At 49.8% G+C, this 15,706-nt stretch carries 11 protein-coding genes; all 11 read right to left on the reverse strand.

The genetic code is table 11. The features are described from left to right. Nucleotides 1-21: 21 nt before the first annotated feature. The 11 genes from ymfI to pnp all read right to left on the reverse strand — a co-directional run bounded on the left by ymfI (nt 22) and on the right by pnp (nt 15,585). Entirely contained in the window at nt 22-729 is a 708-nt protein-coding gene (gene ymfI / locus C6I21_RS10200) for an elongation factor P 5-aminopentanone reductase (protein ID WP_105959375.1), read from the reverse strand. Continuing rightward, nucleotides 729-2,024: an EF-P 5-aminopentanol modification-associated protein YfmH gene (yfmH, locus tag C6I21_RS10205; protein WP_105959376.1), complete on the reverse strand. Its 1,296-nt coding sequence runs from the start codon at nt 2,022-2,024 to the stop codon at nt 729-731. Before yfmH ends, ymfI begins: the two co-directional genes overlap by 1 nt. Beyond that, a complete protein-coding gene (yfmF, locus tag C6I21_RS10210) occupies nt 2,021-3,289 on the reverse strand; it encodes an EF-P 5-aminopentanol modification-associated protein YfmF (protein ID WP_245411603.1) in 1,269 nt (422 codons plus the stop codon). The genes yfmH and yfmF overlap by 4 nt, the downstream gene beginning before the upstream one ends. 121 nt (nt 3,290-3,410) lie before the next feature. Continuing rightward, nucleotides 3,411-4,178, reverse strand: coding sequence for a GntR family transcriptional regulator (locus tag C6I21_RS10215; RefSeq protein WP_105959377.1), 768 nt, complete (start codon nt 4,176-4,178; stop codon nt 3,411-3,413). 32 nt (nt 4,179-4,210) lie between these two features. Then, the gene (locus C6I21_RS10220; protein WP_105959378.1) at nt 4,211-6,505 is read right to left on the reverse strand and encodes a DNA translocase FtsK; all 2,295 of its coding nucleotides are present in this window, start codon (nt 6,503-6,505) and stop codon (nt 4,211-4,213) included. A 394-nt stretch (nt 6,506-6,899) separates the two neighbouring features. After that, nucleotides 6,900-8,570 (reverse strand): ribonuclease J, encoded by a 1,671-nt coding sequence (locus tag C6I21_RS10225; protein WP_105959379.1) that lies wholly within the window; start codon nt 8,568-8,570, stop codon nt 6,900-6,902. Between the two features lie 220 nt (nt 8,571-8,790). Continuing rightward, on the reverse strand, nt 8,791-9,687 hold the full coding sequence (gene dapA, locus C6I21_RS10230) for a 4-hydroxy-tetrahydrodipicolinate synthase (protein ID WP_105959380.1): 897 nt from the start codon (nt 9,685-9,687) through the stop codon (nt 8,791-8,793). A gap of 16 nt (nt 9,688-9,703) precedes the next feature. Then, entirely contained in the window at nt 9,704-10,900 is a 1,197-nt protein-coding gene (gene dapG, locus C6I21_RS10235) for an aspartate kinase (RefSeq protein WP_105959381.1), read from the reverse strand. Between the two features lie 45 nt (nt 10,901-10,945). Further along, a complete protein-coding gene (gene asd / locus C6I21_RS10240) occupies nt 10,946-11,992 on the reverse strand; it encodes an aspartate-semialdehyde dehydrogenase (RefSeq protein WP_105959382.1) in 1,047 nt (348 codons plus the stop codon). 105 nt (nt 11,993-12,097) lie between these two features. Continuing rightward, nucleotides 12,098-13,363, reverse strand: coding sequence for a M16 family metallopeptidase (locus C6I21_RS10245; protein ID WP_105959383.1), 1,266 nt, complete (start codon nt 13,361-13,363; stop codon nt 12,098-12,100). Nucleotides 13,364-13,491: 128 nt separating this feature from the next. Further along, nucleotides 13,492-15,585 (reverse strand): polyribonucleotide nucleotidyltransferase, encoded by a 2,094-nt coding sequence (pnp, locus tag C6I21_RS10250; RefSeq protein ID WP_105959384.1) that lies wholly within the window; start codon nt 15,583-15,585, stop codon nt 13,492-13,494. Nucleotides 15,586-15,706: the final 121 nt, after the last annotated feature.

Consider the following 15,706-nt stretch of genomic DNA (forward strand, 5'->3'; position numbering starts at 1 on the left):
TACTTTCGCGGGAAATAGGTATTATGTATACCATGCACCGTTAATACTTAGAATATGACCGTTAATATAAGCGGCCTGTCCGGAAGACAAATAAACGGCTGCAGAGGCAACTTCTTCCGGGGATGCAAACCGCCCCGCCGGAATTTCTTCTTTTAAGCTTTGTGTTTCCGCGGAGCTGAATGTATCCATCATCGGTGTTTCCACCGGTCCGGGGGCCGCGGCATTAATACGGATGCCGCTCGGCGCTGCTTCTTTAGCAAGAGACTTCACCAGTCCGTGCTGGGCGGATTTAACCGTCGAGTACATCGTTTCCATCGAGGCTCCCGTCTCCCCCCAGATCGATGTAACAAGCACCACCGAACCTCCTTCTTTCCGGATCATACCCGGAAGCACTGCACGGATGATGGCAGCAGGGGCTGCCACCTCCATGCGGAGACATGTCTCCCAGTCCTCTGCCGAGAAGTCCTGAAACAGCCCGTATACCGCCCTGCCTGCGCAGTGAATGACGATATCGATCTCCTCTGCTCCCGGAAGATTATCCGCCGGGCGCCTGCTGGAAAAATCCGACTGCCACAGGACCGGCTCTCCGGAAAGAGAGGAAGCAAGCTTCTCACACGCCTGCCGGTTCTGGTTGTAGTGAAGGATCAAATCATACTCCTTATCCAGCATTCGGGCGCATGCCTGCCCGATCCCTCCTGAGGCCCCGGTTATTAGAGCACGCCGGTTCATTACATTTCTCCCTCCGGAAAAATAAGACAGCCTGCTGCCTGCGTTTCCAGGTCCATGTGGTCCCGGAAAATCGACTCGACTTCCTCCAGCGTCAGTTCCTCCATCACCGGAATAACATCAAATAGATGCATGTTATTAAAGTGATACCTTGTAAACTGGTTGGCAATATATTCCGGAGAATTTAATGCTCTCAGGAAGAAGCCGATCTTTTTCCGGCGGATCCGTTCAAAGCTTTCCTTATCAAATCCGTCCTTCACGGCACTGCTTATTTTCGAGAGAATTTCTTCCTCCAGAATATGCGGTTTTTCCGAGTCGCCGCCGATGACAGAAAATCCAAACGTATTTTCTGCCGTATAGTCAAAGCTGAACGAATCATCGATCAGTCCCTTTGTGAACAGATCCGAGTACCCTTCTGAACTTCTTCCGAAAAGCATCTCAAGAGCCGTCTGCAGCGCTAGTTCGCGTTTCAGCATCTCTTGTCCTTCTCTTCCGGCCCGCTTCTCTTTAATTCCTACAAGACATTTCCCGACCTGAACCGGCATCTCCTTTTCCAGCCGTGCGCTCCGGACCGCTTCCGGCTCATCTTCCTGAAAACGCACCGGTTCCTCCGGAGGTACGAATGATTTCTGTTTCTGGTTGCTGCGGATCAGTTCAATCATTTCTTCCGGATCAAACGAACCGACAAGAAACAGCGTCATATTCGCGGGGTGATAAAATGTCCGGTAGGCCGTGTAAAGATGTTCTTTCGTTATCTCCGCAATGGATTCCGCCGTACCGGCAATATCGATATGAACAGGATGATTTTCATACATAGCAGAGAGCAGTCCGAAAAAATTCTGCCAGTCCGGATTGTCTTCATACATACGGATCTCCTGCTCAATAATTCCTTTTTCCTTTTCGACCGTTTCATCGGTAAAATACGGATACTGCACGAAATCCAGCAGCGTCGTCGTGTTTATCTCTTTATTGGACGTACTGGAGAACAAATAAGCCGTGCGCGTAAAGCTCGTAAATGCGTTAGCACTTGCACCCTGTTTACTGAACTGCTGGAAAATATCTCCGTCTTCATCTTCGAACATTTTATGCTCGAGAAAATGAGCAATCCCATCGGGAAGCTGTACAGGTGATGAATCACCGATCGGAACGAACCGGTGATCAACAGAGCCGTACTTTGTCGTAAACGTAGCGTACATTTTATGAAACCCTTCTTTTGGAAGCAGGAAGACGGTCAGTCCGTTGTCGAGCACTTCTGTATAAAGCGTTTCTTCCAGCTGGGGAAACGTCACTTGATTCATGCGGATTCGTGCTCCTTTCCGTGTAAAAAGTACGTTGTATCTTTGACGATGCGTCCGGCTGCCCGGACGATATCTTCCTTCGTCACTTTATCTATTTCTAGCATCCACTGTTCGGCAGAGACCGGATGACCTGTCAGTACGCCTTGATACTCCAGTTCGACACGGCCTCTCGGCACATCGAGTGTCTCTAAAATCTGGTTTTTTAAAACCGCTTTTGTCTGGTCGATATCTTCGTCGGTGAAGTCTCCTGCCTGCACCGCCTCCAGCTGCTTATCGATAATCTGCACGGCCTGATCATAGTCTGATTCATCTATTCCGGCCATGACGATCATGATTCCTTTATGACTTTCCAGTCTGGAAGCGGCATAATACGCCAGGGAAGCTTTTTCCCGCACATTGACAAAAAGTTTGGAATGAGGAGCACCGCCGAAAAGCGTGTTCGCTGTCTGCAGCGCGAAGTAGTCCGGCTCACCGAAAACAGTGCCTGTACGGTAGCCGATATGCAGTTTGGACTGCTGAACCTGCTGTGCTTCTTTTACGACACGGGACTCTTCTGCGTTTGCATACACATCCGGTGTATAATCAGCCGGTTCTGCAGCAGGAAGTTTCATGTATTTCTCTACATAGCTTCGTACATCTTCCGGTTCGATATCTCCAACGACATACAAATCCCAGTGAGCGGAGCGGATCAGTTCCGTATAGGCGTGATAGATAGACTCCGGGCTCAGCTGTTCAAGGTCTTCTTCATACCCTAATACAGGGATGGAATACGCTTCGTTTCTGCACATCTCTTCAGCCAGGCGCTTGTTTGCATAACGCATTTTATCGTCATACACTGCACGGAGCTGCTGTCTGTGCGAACGCTTCTCTTCTTCGACAGAAGTTGAAGGAAAAGCGTTTTCCTCCAGATTCGGATGAAGAAGTACGGAGGCAAGCAGCTGAAAAGCGCGTTCGGTCAACGGCTCTGCGTCGGTAAGAAACTTTTCATTCGCCGCTTCGAGGCGGAATGTCGTAACGTGATGCTCTCCTTTTTTTACAACATCTGCAGTCAGACTGGCTCCGTAAAGATCTTCCAGTGCAGCCTGCACGTGCGCACGTGTCGGAAAATGCTCCGTTCCCCGTTCCAGAATGCTAGGAAGCAGAGCTTTCTCTGTAATATGTTCCCGTGTAAGCGGCGTGCGGAGCTGCAGTATAATGGTATTGGTTTTATACGTTTTTGTCGTAAACACATGCGATTGAATCGTGTTGGATGTAAACGTCTGCAAAATGATGCCTCCTTCTCGGTAATGGTGCCTGTCACGAAAAGAAGGAGCTGACTGCAAAAGCCCGGCTCCTTCTCATTTCATTAAAGCGCTCTCCGGCGGTTTTCCCGGAGGAGTGATTAAATTAAAATACACGCTTTCTGAGTACATGAAACTTGAATTTATCCGCGCGGAAATAATTGATGGAGTATAATACCGCCCGCTCCTGATCATCATAGTGCATCTGTTTCAGAACAAGGAGCGATGTTTCGGGATCGCACTCAAGAATTTCAGACACTTCTTCATGATAGCCGATCGGTTCGATCTGCGTCACGGCATAGGAAATTGATACTCCCTGCTGCTCAAGCTGATCGAAAATCGACTGCTGGCTGTGGCTGACATATTCTCTCAAGAGCGTTGAGGGCAGAACATCCCGGCAGTAGACAACCGGCTCTCCGTCCGCCGTCCGCACACGCTCGATTGTCAGAACGTCCTCCAGTGTCTCGTCATGGAAACGGTGACGGATAGAATCTTCTGCTTTTTCTACTGTCGAGGAAAGGAAGTTTGTTCCGGGTACTTTTTTACCGCGGCGGATCATGTCCGTTACACTGAACAATTCCTCGATACCTGAGGAAAAGAGCGGTTTCGTATTAATAAATGTTCCGACGCCGTGGCGGCGGATCACGACATTTTCATCTTCCAGCATCCGCAGTGCTTCCCGGAGGGTTGCCCTGCTTACACCGAGCTGCTTGGAAAGCTGAAATTCAGAAGGAAGCCGCTCTCCAGTTTCGTATACTCCCTGTTCGATATCTTCTTTTATCTTATCAATGACCTGCAGATAAAGCGGCCGCGAATCCGTTTTAATCAATGCATTCCCCTCCTGATGAATACTTTCCTGCCGGTTTACATACATAATGTATCACGAAATGAACCGATTGCACAGTACTACTCCTGAGGAGGGTCCTTTTCAACAAGCACTTCCCGCGGTTTACTGCCTTCATATGGACCGACCACACCTCTTACTTCCATTTCATCGATAAGTCTGGCTGCTCTGGCGTATCCGACACGGAACCGGCGCTGGATCATCGATACGGAAGCTGTCTGCATCTGGACGACCATTTGTACTGCATCATCATACAGCTCATCTTCTGCTTCACCGGAAGCCTGCTCCGGCTGCTCTGTTGGAATCATTTCCTCGACATACTGTGCCTGCTGCTGTTCAATGCAGTGCCTGACGACTTTTTCCACTTCACTGTCGCCGAGAAAGGCTCCTTGAATTCGCGTCGCTTTGTTGGCGCCGACAGGAATAAACAGCATATCTCCTTTTCCGAGAAGCTTCTCTGCACCGCTCGAGTCGAGTATCGTCCGGGAATCCGTCGAACTGGACACCCCGAAGGCAATTCGTGATGGAATATTCGCTTTAATGACTCCCGTGATCACATCGACAGAAGGACGCTGGGTGGCGATAATTAAATGAATTCCTGCAGCCCGTGCCATTTGGGCGAGACGGGTGATCGCATCCTCCACTTCCCCTGAGGCCACCATCATCAGGTCGGCCAGCTCATCGACGATGACTACGATGTATGGAAGGGGATTATGCTTCTGTTCACCGGCTTCCTCGTTCTCTTTCTGTACATGCTGGTTGTACCCTTCCAGATTTCTCGTCCCGGTCGCAGCAAACAGCTCATATCGGCGTTCCATTTCTGACACAACCCGCTTTAATGCCTGGGCTGCTTTTTTCGGTTCTGTTACCACTGGGGAAAGCAGGTGGGGAATGCCGTTGTACACGTTCAGTTCTACCATTTTCGGGTCGATCATCATCAGTTTGACCTCATGAGGCTTGCTGCGGAGCAGTATACTGATAATGATTCCATTAATACAGACACTTTTACCGCTCCCTGTGGCACCGGCGACAAGCATGTGCGGCATTTTATTCAGTTCGGCCATCACTGCCTCCCCGGAAATATCTCTTCCCAGTGCATAGGACAGCGGGTTGGCGGACTGTTTCATCTGCGGAGATTCCAGAACTTCCCTCAGCGTAACGAGAGAGACGTCCTGGTTCGGCACCTCAATTCCAATGGCTGATTTTCCGGGAATCGGCGCTTCCATGCGGATATCCCTTGCTGCAAGCGCCAGCGCAAGATCATCACTTAAATTGACGATCCGGCTCACTTTAACCCCTGTAGAAGGGTATACTTCATATTTCGTGACAGCAGGACCAAGGTGGACTTTCGTAACTTTGGCAGAAACCCCGAAGCTCTGCAGTGTCTCCTCCAGCTTCCGCGCATTTTTAGAAAGCATCGAGTGCTCTTTCTGCTGTGATTGATTTTTTGGAGGTTCCAGAAGAGTAACCGGAGGCAGCTGGTAATCCTCATTTTCGGTTTCCGGTTCTGTCAGAGAGGCAGATGCTTCGACGGGCTCCTCCTCTTCCGTATCATTAGAAGATTCGACAGATTCTGCTTCCTTTCCTGCAGCCGCAGGAGATTCCGGCTTTTCGTCTTTAACCCTGGACGTAAAATCATAGATGAGCGGTTCTCCACCGCTCTCTTTCGGCTCGGATTCAGTATCCACCGCCGCTTCACGTGGCTCTGCTGGTTCGATATGTTCCGTCTCTTTTATCTCTCTTTTCCGGTCCTTGTAACGACCGGATACTTCTTTGATTTTTTGACTTATACGGAGGAGCAGCGGCTTTATTTTTCCGCCGGCCCAGGATGCTGCTTCCACAAACGACCTTTTACTTAACAGTATGCCGCCTGCAGTGAGGAAGACGAGAGCCGTAAGAATGGCTCCTGGATAGGCAATCAATGTAAAAGCGGTATGAAACAAAAGAGCACCCAGAATGCCGCCGGTAAACACTTCCGGCGTTGTGAAGTTTTGTTGGAAATATGTAATATAGGATGAATACGTATAACTGCTTAAATAAGAATAAAGTGGCAGAGACGCTGCCATCAGAATACCGGAGGAAGCAAGCAGCAGCCCGGCAGTCTGTCCGCCGGATAAGATGTTCATGTTTTTTCTCCACAGCCACCATCCGGCTCCAGCAGTCAATAAAAGAGCCGCTGCCGGATGAAAGCTTCCGATCATAAACCGGAGCGCATGCTGACCGTAGGCACCAAGGGGACCAAGTCCGAAAAGGATAATAATCCCTGCGGTAACGATGAATAAGCCTGCTATTTCCCGCCCTAGCTTACGACGGCGCTCCCGCTCTTTTTTTGTCGGTTTCTTTTTCTTTGTCGGCATCAGAGCGCCTCCTTCATGAATAAATAACATATGAGACAATGTAGTAGAGTATGAATAATTATACTTCCGCCTGCACGTGCGGCCGTGCCCGTTCCGGAGAGAAGCCGAAAAGCGTAAGACACCCCCGGTTCCAAGCGGCCAGTCCTCAAAGCTCCGCCAACGAAGGCTGGTCTTTTTTTTCTTCGGCAGGGGTGGAGGAACCATTTCGGGTGCTTCTGCCGTACAGCCTGGAAGTGTTCTATTACTTAACCTTAATAACGATGCATAATAACTGAGTTTGCCTGCACTCTGGTGTTATTTTCTTTCAACTCACCCTGTCAGGGATGATGTCATATGTAGAAAAAGTGCTGGCACGACATTAGTCATGACAGCACATAAGGCACACAGACCAGGCTTATGCTTCCATAATGATCGGCATAATCATCGGCCGGCGCTTTGTTTTTTCATAAAGGTACTTGCTCAGCTGATCCCGGACGTGACTTTTAAGCTGTGCCCACTCTGTTTGATTCTGCTCCATCGCTTCACCGAGCGATTTCGTTACGAGCGTTTCTGCTTCTTTGATCAGCGCTTCGGATTCACGGACATACACAAACCCACGCGAAATGATATCCGGACCGGAAAGTATTTTATTGTGCTTTTTATTCAGTGTCACGACGACGACAAGAATACCGTCTTTAGACAGAAGTCTTCTGTCGCGGAGAACAATGTTGCCGACATCGCCGACACCGAGTCCATCGATAAGCACGTGGCCGGATGGAATTTTATTCGTCCGCTTGCCGCGGCGTTTTGTAAATTCCACCACTTCCCCTTTTTCAAGCAGAAAGATATTCTCCTCCGGGATGTGAACCGATCCGGCAAGCTGGCGGTGGGAATACTGCATCCGGAATTCGCCGCTGACAGGAATAAAATGCTGCGGCTTCACGATGTTCAAAAGAAGTTTAAGCTCTTCCTGACTTGCGTGGCCGGACACATGAATTTTCTTTGTTTTCCCGTAATAAGCATCCGCTCCGGTACGGCTGATCGTATCGATCATCTGCGACACGTGCTTTTCGTTTCCTGGATTCGGCATGGCGGAAATGACGAACCGGTCTTTTTTCTCAAACTTAAACAGCGGATGGGACCCCTTTGCCATTTTAGCAAGATCACTCATTGGTTCTCCCTGACTGCCTGTAGTTAAAACGACGAGCGAATCCCGGTCCGTACTTTCCATTTCCTTCTTGGAAATCAGCGTTTCATTCTCATCGGTTAAATAGCCGAGCTCTAGTGCAATAGTGACAGCACGTTCTATCGATTTACCGACAACGGCTACTTTGCGCTCGTATTTTTCCGCAGCATCGATGATCTGCTGGATACGGTGAATGTGATTCGAGAACACGGAAACGACGATCGCTTTCGGCGCCTCATAAAAAGCATCCTTTAAGCCTTCCGCTACGATAGATTCAGAAGGTGTGTAGCCCGGCACTTCAGCGTTACTGCTGTCAGATAGAAGTGCCAGTACCCCTTTTGAGCCGATTTCTGTCAGCTTATCAACGTCCATCGTTTTTCCGTCCACCGGATTCTGGTCGAATTTAAAGTCGCCGGTGTATAGAATCGGCCCCTGAGACGTGTGAATGACCACGCCGAGTGAATCGGGAATACTATGATTCGTCTGAAAGAAGCTTACAGGCGTCTTCGCAATTTTCACTTTGGAATCAGCGTGTACTTCATGAAATTTAGGACGCTTTTTCAGTTTGATCTCATCACACTGATCTTTTAAAAGAGCCAGCGTGAATTTTGAACCGTAGACCGGTACTTTCAGGTCGCGGAGCAGATACGGAACTGCTCCGATATGTTCTTCGTGCCCGTGCGATAAAATAATCGCCTTGACCCGGTCCTTGTTTTCTACAAGATAAGTTGTGTCCGGGATGACGATATCGACACCGAGCATGTCATCTTCGGGATGCATGCATCCGGCATCCAGAACGAAGATATCTTCGTCCAGTTCGACAATGTACAAATTTTTACCTGTTTCTCCTAATCCGCCCAATGATAAAATGCGGATTTTTTCCGTCTGTTGGTTTGACAATGATGGTTCCTCCAGTGCTTTAGTAAGATTAATGTCCGTTCGGTCTCTCCAGTATAGTATACATGAAGCAGTAAAATACCTACAAGCTGAAAATAGAATTGTTTCCTGACCGGGAGGGATTTATCCGGATTCGTCCGCAAAAAAAGAGGAGACCGGCTGGACGGCTGCCCTTTTTCTGCAGATCGTCCACTGCCGGTACTCCTCTTTTTCAAACCGATTCTCAGCGCAGGTGCGTTGGATTGATACCAGTGACTGCATCCATCGCTTCGGATACAAGCCTCCGCTCCTCTTCGTTCAGCGGAATTAACGGCAGTCGTACGCCACCGACCTGGACCCCCTGCATCGACAGGGCTGTTTTTACCGGTGTCGGACTCGGAGCCAGGAACATGGCATGCATAAACGGTACGAGCTTCCGGTGAAGGGCAGCTGCCTGCTCTGTTCTACCGTCATGATAGTGACGGAGCATCTCCTGCATTTCTGAACCGATAATATGGCTGGATACCGATACGATTCCGTCTGCACCGACTGCTGCAGCCGGAAGCGTCAGGCTGTCATCTCCGGAGTACACTTGAAAATCATGGGAAGTACCGGCAATAATGGCACTCATTTGATCCAGATTTCCGCTTGCTTCTTTCACTGCAGTAATGTTCGGGATGTGCGACAGCGCAATGGTCGTTTCCGGCAGGATATTGACCATCGTTCTTCCGGGCACATTGTAGATCATTACTGGAATATCAATTTTTTCAGCGATCGCACGGAAGTGTTCGTACATCCCCTGCTGGGACGGCTTATTATAATAAGGTGCCACCAGCATGACGCCGTCGACGCCGTCTTTCTCTGCCTGACGGGAAAGCTCCGCTGTCGCATGCGTATCGTTCATTCCCGTTCCGGCAATCACGGGAATTCTGCCTGCTGCTGCCTCTACTCCCGCCCGGTACAAATCTGCCTTTTCCTGCATGCTGAGTGTTGCAGATTCACCGGTCGTTCCGCCAATGACGATACCTTCTGTTCCTCTGGTGATCAGCGTATCGATCAGCGGTTTCAGCTGCTCGTGGTCCACTTTGCCTTTTTCATCAAACGGTGTAACCATCGCTGTAATAACTCTGCCTAATTTCATGCCGTTAAGCCTCCTCTCAATCTTCCGTTAAAAATGCTCCGTGCAGTGCCTGAACGGCCCGTTCCATATCGTCAACAGCAGTCAGCACCCATATTGTCGTATGGGAATCTGCGGACTGCAGAATAGGAACAGACGCCTGCGCCAGCGCTTTTGTGATGGAGGCAGCAATGCCGGGCATACCGCTCATACCAGCTCCAACACAGGCTACTTTCGCACATTGATCTTTCCATCGTACGTCAGCTCCCTCCATCTGTAAAGAGGCTTCTGCCTCAATACGGAGAGATTCCGGCACTGTAAACGTGACGAAGTCCGGATGAATCGACAAAAAGTCGACCGATATCCCTTTCTCTGCCAGAATGCCGAACAGTCTGTCAGTGGATATGCCGGTTACTTTCAGCTGGGAAACCGGCGCTACATGCGTCACTGCTGTAACCGGTCTCTGCCAGGTATCACTGATCGTTTCTTTCGGGCTGGAGGAGGTAATCATCGTTCCTTCACCATCTTCCCATGTGGAGCGGACGCGGAGCGGAATATCAGACTGCATAGCGATTTCCACTGCACGCGGATGAATCACTTTCGCTCCCTGATACGCCATGTTGCTCACTTCTGCGTACGTGAGTTTTTTTAAAGATACTGCGTCTTTTACGATCCGAGGATCTGCCGTCATTACACCGTTAACATCCGTAAAGATGTCAACGTAAGCGGCATTCAGTGCAGCACCCAGCGCAGCAGCGGATGTGTCTGATCCGCCCCGGCCGAGCGTCGCTGTCGTGCCGTGTACGGTCCATCCCTGAAAACCGGTGACTACGATACAGTCCAGCTCTTCCAGTCTGCCGCGGAGACGGTCCGTTTTCATATCTGTGATACGAGCATCACCGTATGTATCTGATGTGCGGAATCCAGCCTCGCCGCCGGACATCGCTTCTGTGCGGATGCCCTTTTCATTTAACAGACTGGAAAACATCACTGCAGAGATCGACTCTCCGCAGGACATGAGAAGGTCTTTTTCCTTTGCAGATACCGTTTCTGCCGTCCCCGTAAGCGACAGCAGTGTATCTGTCGCATAAGGGTCTCCCCTTCTTCCTACTGCAGACACGACGACAACCACCTTATAACCGTCACGGAGCGCCGCAGCTGTGTGTTCTGCACACTGGCTGCGGCGCTCCTCTGTCTGCAGGGAAGATCCACCGAATTTCTGTACAATGATATTCATGGCTTCACCCCTGCCTTTCTATTCACGTGTTTGTTTCAAGCGGTGTTATTTAAGCAGTCCTTTCTGCACGAGCGAGAACGCAATCTGTACAGAATTCAGTGCTGCGCCTTTCAGAAGATTATCTGCAACTACCCAAAGGTGAAAGCCGTTTTTCTCATCGAGGTCCTGACGGATACGGCCGACGAAAATGTCGTCTTTTCCTTTGGCATCGGAAGCGAGCGGATAAAGCTGCTCTTCCGGCTTGTCCTGAAGCGTCACTCCAGGTGCCTTTTCCATGAGCTGCTTTACTTTATCTGTACTCAGGCCGTCTTTTTCCACTTCGATATAAATGGACTCGGAGTGGCCCGTTTCCACAGGGAGGCGCACACAGGTGGCTGCTACATTCATTGACGAGTCGCCGGTAATTTTCTTCGTTTCGTTGATCATCTTCATTTCTTCAAACGTAAAGCCATTTTCCGTGAAAACGTCGATCTGCGGAACAGCGTTGAACGCGATCTGATAATGCTTCTCGTCACCGGAAACCGGAAGTACTTTTGGATCAATGTCTTCGCCGTCCAGAATCTGACGGGACTGCTCATACATCTCGTCTACAGCTTCTGTGCCGGCTCCGGATACAGCCTGGTACGTGCTGACGATCAGTTTAGAAATACCGTATTCTTTTCTGATCGGCTCAAGTGCAGCGACCATCTGAATCGTGGAACAATTCGGATTGGCGATAATCCCCTTGTGATCGTCCAGTGCATCCTCATTTACTTCCGGAACGACGAGCGGCACTTCATTATCCATGCGGTACGCGCTCGTGTTATCCACAACGATGGCTCCCCGCTTCACCGCTTCCGGCGCCAGCGCTTTGGAAACAGAACCGCCGGCAGAGAATAAAGCGAGCTGCACACCGTCAAACGATTCCGGCTTCGCCTCCTCCACCGTAAGTTCTTCCCCTTTAAAGGAAATCTTTTTTCCGGCGGAGCGCTTTGACGATAGAAGCTTTATTGTTTTAATCGGAAAATCCAGTCTATCCAGTGTATCGAGCATCTGCTGTCCTACAGCACCGGTGGCACCGACAACTGCGACATGAAATGATTGTTCTGCCATAATCTAAACGACCCCTCTCGATTTGTAATCATCCTTATTTATTGTACCAGTCCTTTAAGACGATTTCACCTTCCACATAGACGGATCTGCGGGGATGAGGGCGGTTCAGCCTGTACTGTCTCCATCCGCCTCGGCGATTCTCCAAGGTTTCGGCAGTTCTGCCGCCGCACTTACCAGGGAGACGGCAGGTTTTTGACCGAACAGCTCATCTGCACGCTGTTTAATATCTTGCATTCTGACCTGATCGATCTGACGGATCATTTCCTCCACAGAAATTTCCCTCTGCTGAAACATTTCATTCCTTGCGTTTCTGCTCATCGCGGCACTGGTACTTTCCATACTCAAAAGAAGGCTGCCTTTCAGCTGGTCCCTAACCGTCTGAAACTCTCTATCTGTAACCCCATCCTTCTTCAGCGACTGCAGAATGGAGGAGGTGACATCCTGCACCTCCTGAAGATGCTTCTCCTGGGTACCCGCATAAATGGTCAGCATACCGGTATCCTCAAACGCTTCATGATGGGAAAACACCGTATAAGCCAGCCCACGGTCTTCACGGATTTCCTGAAACAGACGGCTGCTCATTACGCCTCCGAGGATGTTATTCAGCATCGTAAGAGAATACAGCTTAGGGTTGGAAAGCGACGTCCCCTCATACCCGAGACAGAAATGTGCCTGCTCGGTTTCCTTTCTGCGTACTTTTATTCTGCTGGAAAACGGCGTCTCAGCCACTTCCCTCTGCTTTTCTCCGGGAACCGCACCGGCAAAAATAGCTGCAGCTTCCTCAAATAACTCGTCAGACTGGCTTCCTGCAATGGAAATAATCGTGTTTTTTCCACCGTAATGCTGCTTCATAAACGCCTTGAGAGACTGCGGGGAGTAGCCTCTGATGGACGATTCATTTCCGAGTATTGGTTTCGAAAGCGGATGTGGACTGTAGGCGGCTTCAGCCAGCAGTTCATGAACGAGATCATCCGGTGTATCTTCATACATGTCGATCTCTTCTAAAACGACCTGCTTTTCCTTTTCCATTTCCTCTTCATCAAATAAAGAATCGAAATACATATCCGCCAGAATATGAAGCGCCTTTTTGGCATGAATATCCGGCACTTTGACATAAAAAGACGTGTATTCCTTTGCGGTCATCGCATTAATGTAGCCGCCGGTCGCATCAAAAAAGGAGGCAATATCGAGAGCGGACCATCTGGAAGTACCTTTAAAGAGCATATGTTCAATAAAGTGGGCCATACCGGCCTGTTGTTCGTTCTCATAGCGGGAGCCGGTATGTATCCATACACCGATAGAAACAGAACGGACGCGGCTGTCCTCTTCTGCTAAAATCCGTACACCATTGTTAAGTTCTTTCCGTTTCATTTAATCACTCCACATTCTTTCCTCTATACGGAGAAAGCCGGCATAAGCATCGATGTGCTTGTGCCGGCTTTCCACCGCTTTTCTTTCAGGAAATAATCTCTTTCCGTGCTTCGAATCCGCCGGCGGGATTACTCTTTTTCCAGCATGACTTTCCGGGAAAGATTAACACGGCCCTGGTTGTCAATTTCTGTTACTTTGACCATTACTTCGTCACCGATGTTTACAACATCTTCCACTTTGCCGACACGTTCATGCGCAAGCTGGGAAATGTGAACAAGACCGTCTTTTCCTTTGAAAAGTTCGACGAACGCACCGAATTTCTCAATCCGCTTTACTTTGCCGAGATACGTCTGGCCGACCTCAACTTCACGGACGAGATCTTCGATCATTTTCTTCGCCTGATCATTCGCAGAAGCATCCGTCGAGGCAATATAAACCGTACCGTCCTGTTCGATGTCGATTTTTACGCCGGTATCATCGATGATGGAGTTGATCGTTTTCCCGCTTGGTCCGATCACATCACGGATTTTATTCGGGTTGATCGACATCATCATAATTTTCGGTGCATATTCACTGAGCTCTGTGCGTGCTTCCGGAATCGCCCCGAGCATGTTATCTAAGATCGCCATACGGCCTTCACGGGCCTGTGTCAGCGCCTCTTCAAGCACAGCGCGGTCAATCCCGTCAATCTTAATATCCATCTGAAGAGCGGTAACGCCTTCGCGTGTGCCGGCCACCTTGAAGTCCATGTCGCCGAGTGCATCTTCCATCCCTTGAATATCTGTCAGTACAGCTACATCCTGCTCATGTTTCACAAGCCCCATAGCGATGCCTGCAACCGGTGCTTTCAAAGGTACCCCGGCAGCCATCATGGCCATCGTACTTGCACAGATGCTGGCCTGTGACGTGGAGCCGTTGGACTCAAGCACTTCCGAAACAAGACGGATGGCGTAAGGGAAATCTTTTTCGGAAGGAATCACCTGCTCCAGCGCACGCTCCCCGAGCGCACCGTGGCCGATTTCCCGGCGTCCCGGTCCGCGGATCGGTCCGGTTTCCCCGACAGAGAACAGCGGGAAGTTGTAATGATGCATAAACCGCTTTGATTCTTCAATGCCGAGACCATCGAGCACCTGTGCATCACCGAGTGCACCGAGAGTACAGATGCTGAGAGCCTGTGTCTGACCGCGGGTGAACATCGCGGAGCCGTGCGTACGCGGCAGCATGTCGATCTCTGACGTCAGCGGGCGGATTTCGTCTACACGGCGGCCGTCCGGACGGAGACCTTTCTGCGTAATAAGTTTCCGCACTGTTTCTTTCAGCAGTTTATTTAAAATTTCTTTTACTTCACCAGTCCGGTCTTCTTCGCCTTCTGCAGTTGCATACATTTCAAGCATATCGTCAAACGCATTCTGAATGGCGGTATCCCGGCCCTGTTTATCAACCACTGTGGCAGCTTCAGTCAGTTTTTCGCCTATTTTCGAACGAACGTCTGCCTCCAGCTCTTCGTCGATTTTCAGGAGCGTTACTTCCATTTTCGTTTTGCCTGCGGCCTGAATAACTTCCTCCTGGAAGGCAACGAGGCGTTTGATTTCCTCATGGCCGAAGAGAATCGCTTCAAGCATAATATCTTCCGGTACTTCCTCAGCACCGGCTTCCACCATATTAATAGCGTCCTTCGTCCCGGCAACGATTAAGTCAATATCACTTTTTTCCATGTCATCTGTGGACGGGTTAATCATGAATTCACCGTCTACGCGTCCAACTGTTACACCGGCAATCGGTCCGTCGAACGGTACGTTTGACACACCGAGTGCCAGAGAGGAGCCGAGCATTGCTGCCATTTCAGCCGGGCAGTTCTGATCATTACTCATAACAATGCTGATCACCTGCAGGTCATTACGGAACCCGTCAGGAAACAACGGACGGATCGGACGGTCGATAAGCCTGCTCGTCAGTACAGCGTGGTCACTGGGACGGCCTTCCCGTTTAATAAAGCCACCCGGAATTTTACCGGCAGCATAGAGCCGCTCTTCATAGTTTACTGTCAGTGGGAAAAAGGGAAGATCTTTCGGCTCTTTGGAAGCGGTGGCAGTCGATAGTACGGTTGTATCCCCGTAGCGGACCATAACAGCTCCGTTTGCCTGCTTTGCAAAAGTTCCCACCTCCACTGTCAGTGTATGGCCGGCCCATTCTGTTGAAAATACTTGTCTGCTTTCTGTCATTCGATATTGCTCCTCTCTGTCTTTACCTCATCTATGTAGTCTGATACCTGCTTCATTTATCAGCCGGTGTAAGGACGGCTGTGGAATCCTCATTCATCATATCAAAAAAGGTGCTTAATGA

The sequence above is a fragment of the Alkalicoccus urumqiensis genome, assembly GCF_002993335.1.
GTDB lineage: Bacteria > Bacillota > Bacilli > Bacillales > Salisediminibacteriaceae > Alkalicoccus > Alkalicoccus urumqiensis.

Bases quoted from the DNA above. Each gene is read 5' to 3' on its own strand.
- C6I21_RS10245 (WP_105959383.1), bottom strand. From the start codon at position 13,363: ATGAAACGGAAAGAACTTAACAATGGTGTACGGATTTTAGCAGAAGAG.
- C6I21_RS10220 (WP_105959378.1), bottom strand. From the start codon at position 6,505: ATGCCGACAAAGAAAAAGAAACCGACAAAAAAAGAGCGGGAGCGCCGT.
- dapG (WP_105959381.1), bottom strand. From the start codon at position 10,900: ATGAATATCATTGTACAGAAATTCGGTGGATCTTCCCTGCAGACAGAG.
- asd (WP_105959382.1), bottom strand. From the start codon at position 11,992: ATGGCAGAACAATCATTTCATGTCGCAGTTGTCGGTGCCACCGGTGCT.
- ymfI (WP_105959375.1), bottom strand. From the start codon at position 729: ATGAACCGGCGTGCTCTAATAACCGGGGCCTCAGGAGGGATCGGGCAG.
- pnp (WP_105959384.1), bottom strand. From the start codon at position 15,585: ATGACAGAAAGCAGACAAGTATTTTCAACAGAATGGGCCGGCCATACA.
- yfmH (WP_105959376.1), bottom strand. From the start codon at position 2,024: ATGAATCAAGTGACGTTTCCCCAGCTGGAAGAAACGCTTTATACAGAA.
- C6I21_RS10215 (WP_105959377.1), bottom strand. From the start codon at position 4,178: ATGTATGTAAACCGGCAGGAAAGTATTCATCAGGAGGGGAATGCATTG.
- dapA (WP_105959380.1), bottom strand. From the start codon at position 9,687: ATGAAATTAGGCAGAGTTATTACAGCGATGGTTACACCGTTTGATGAA.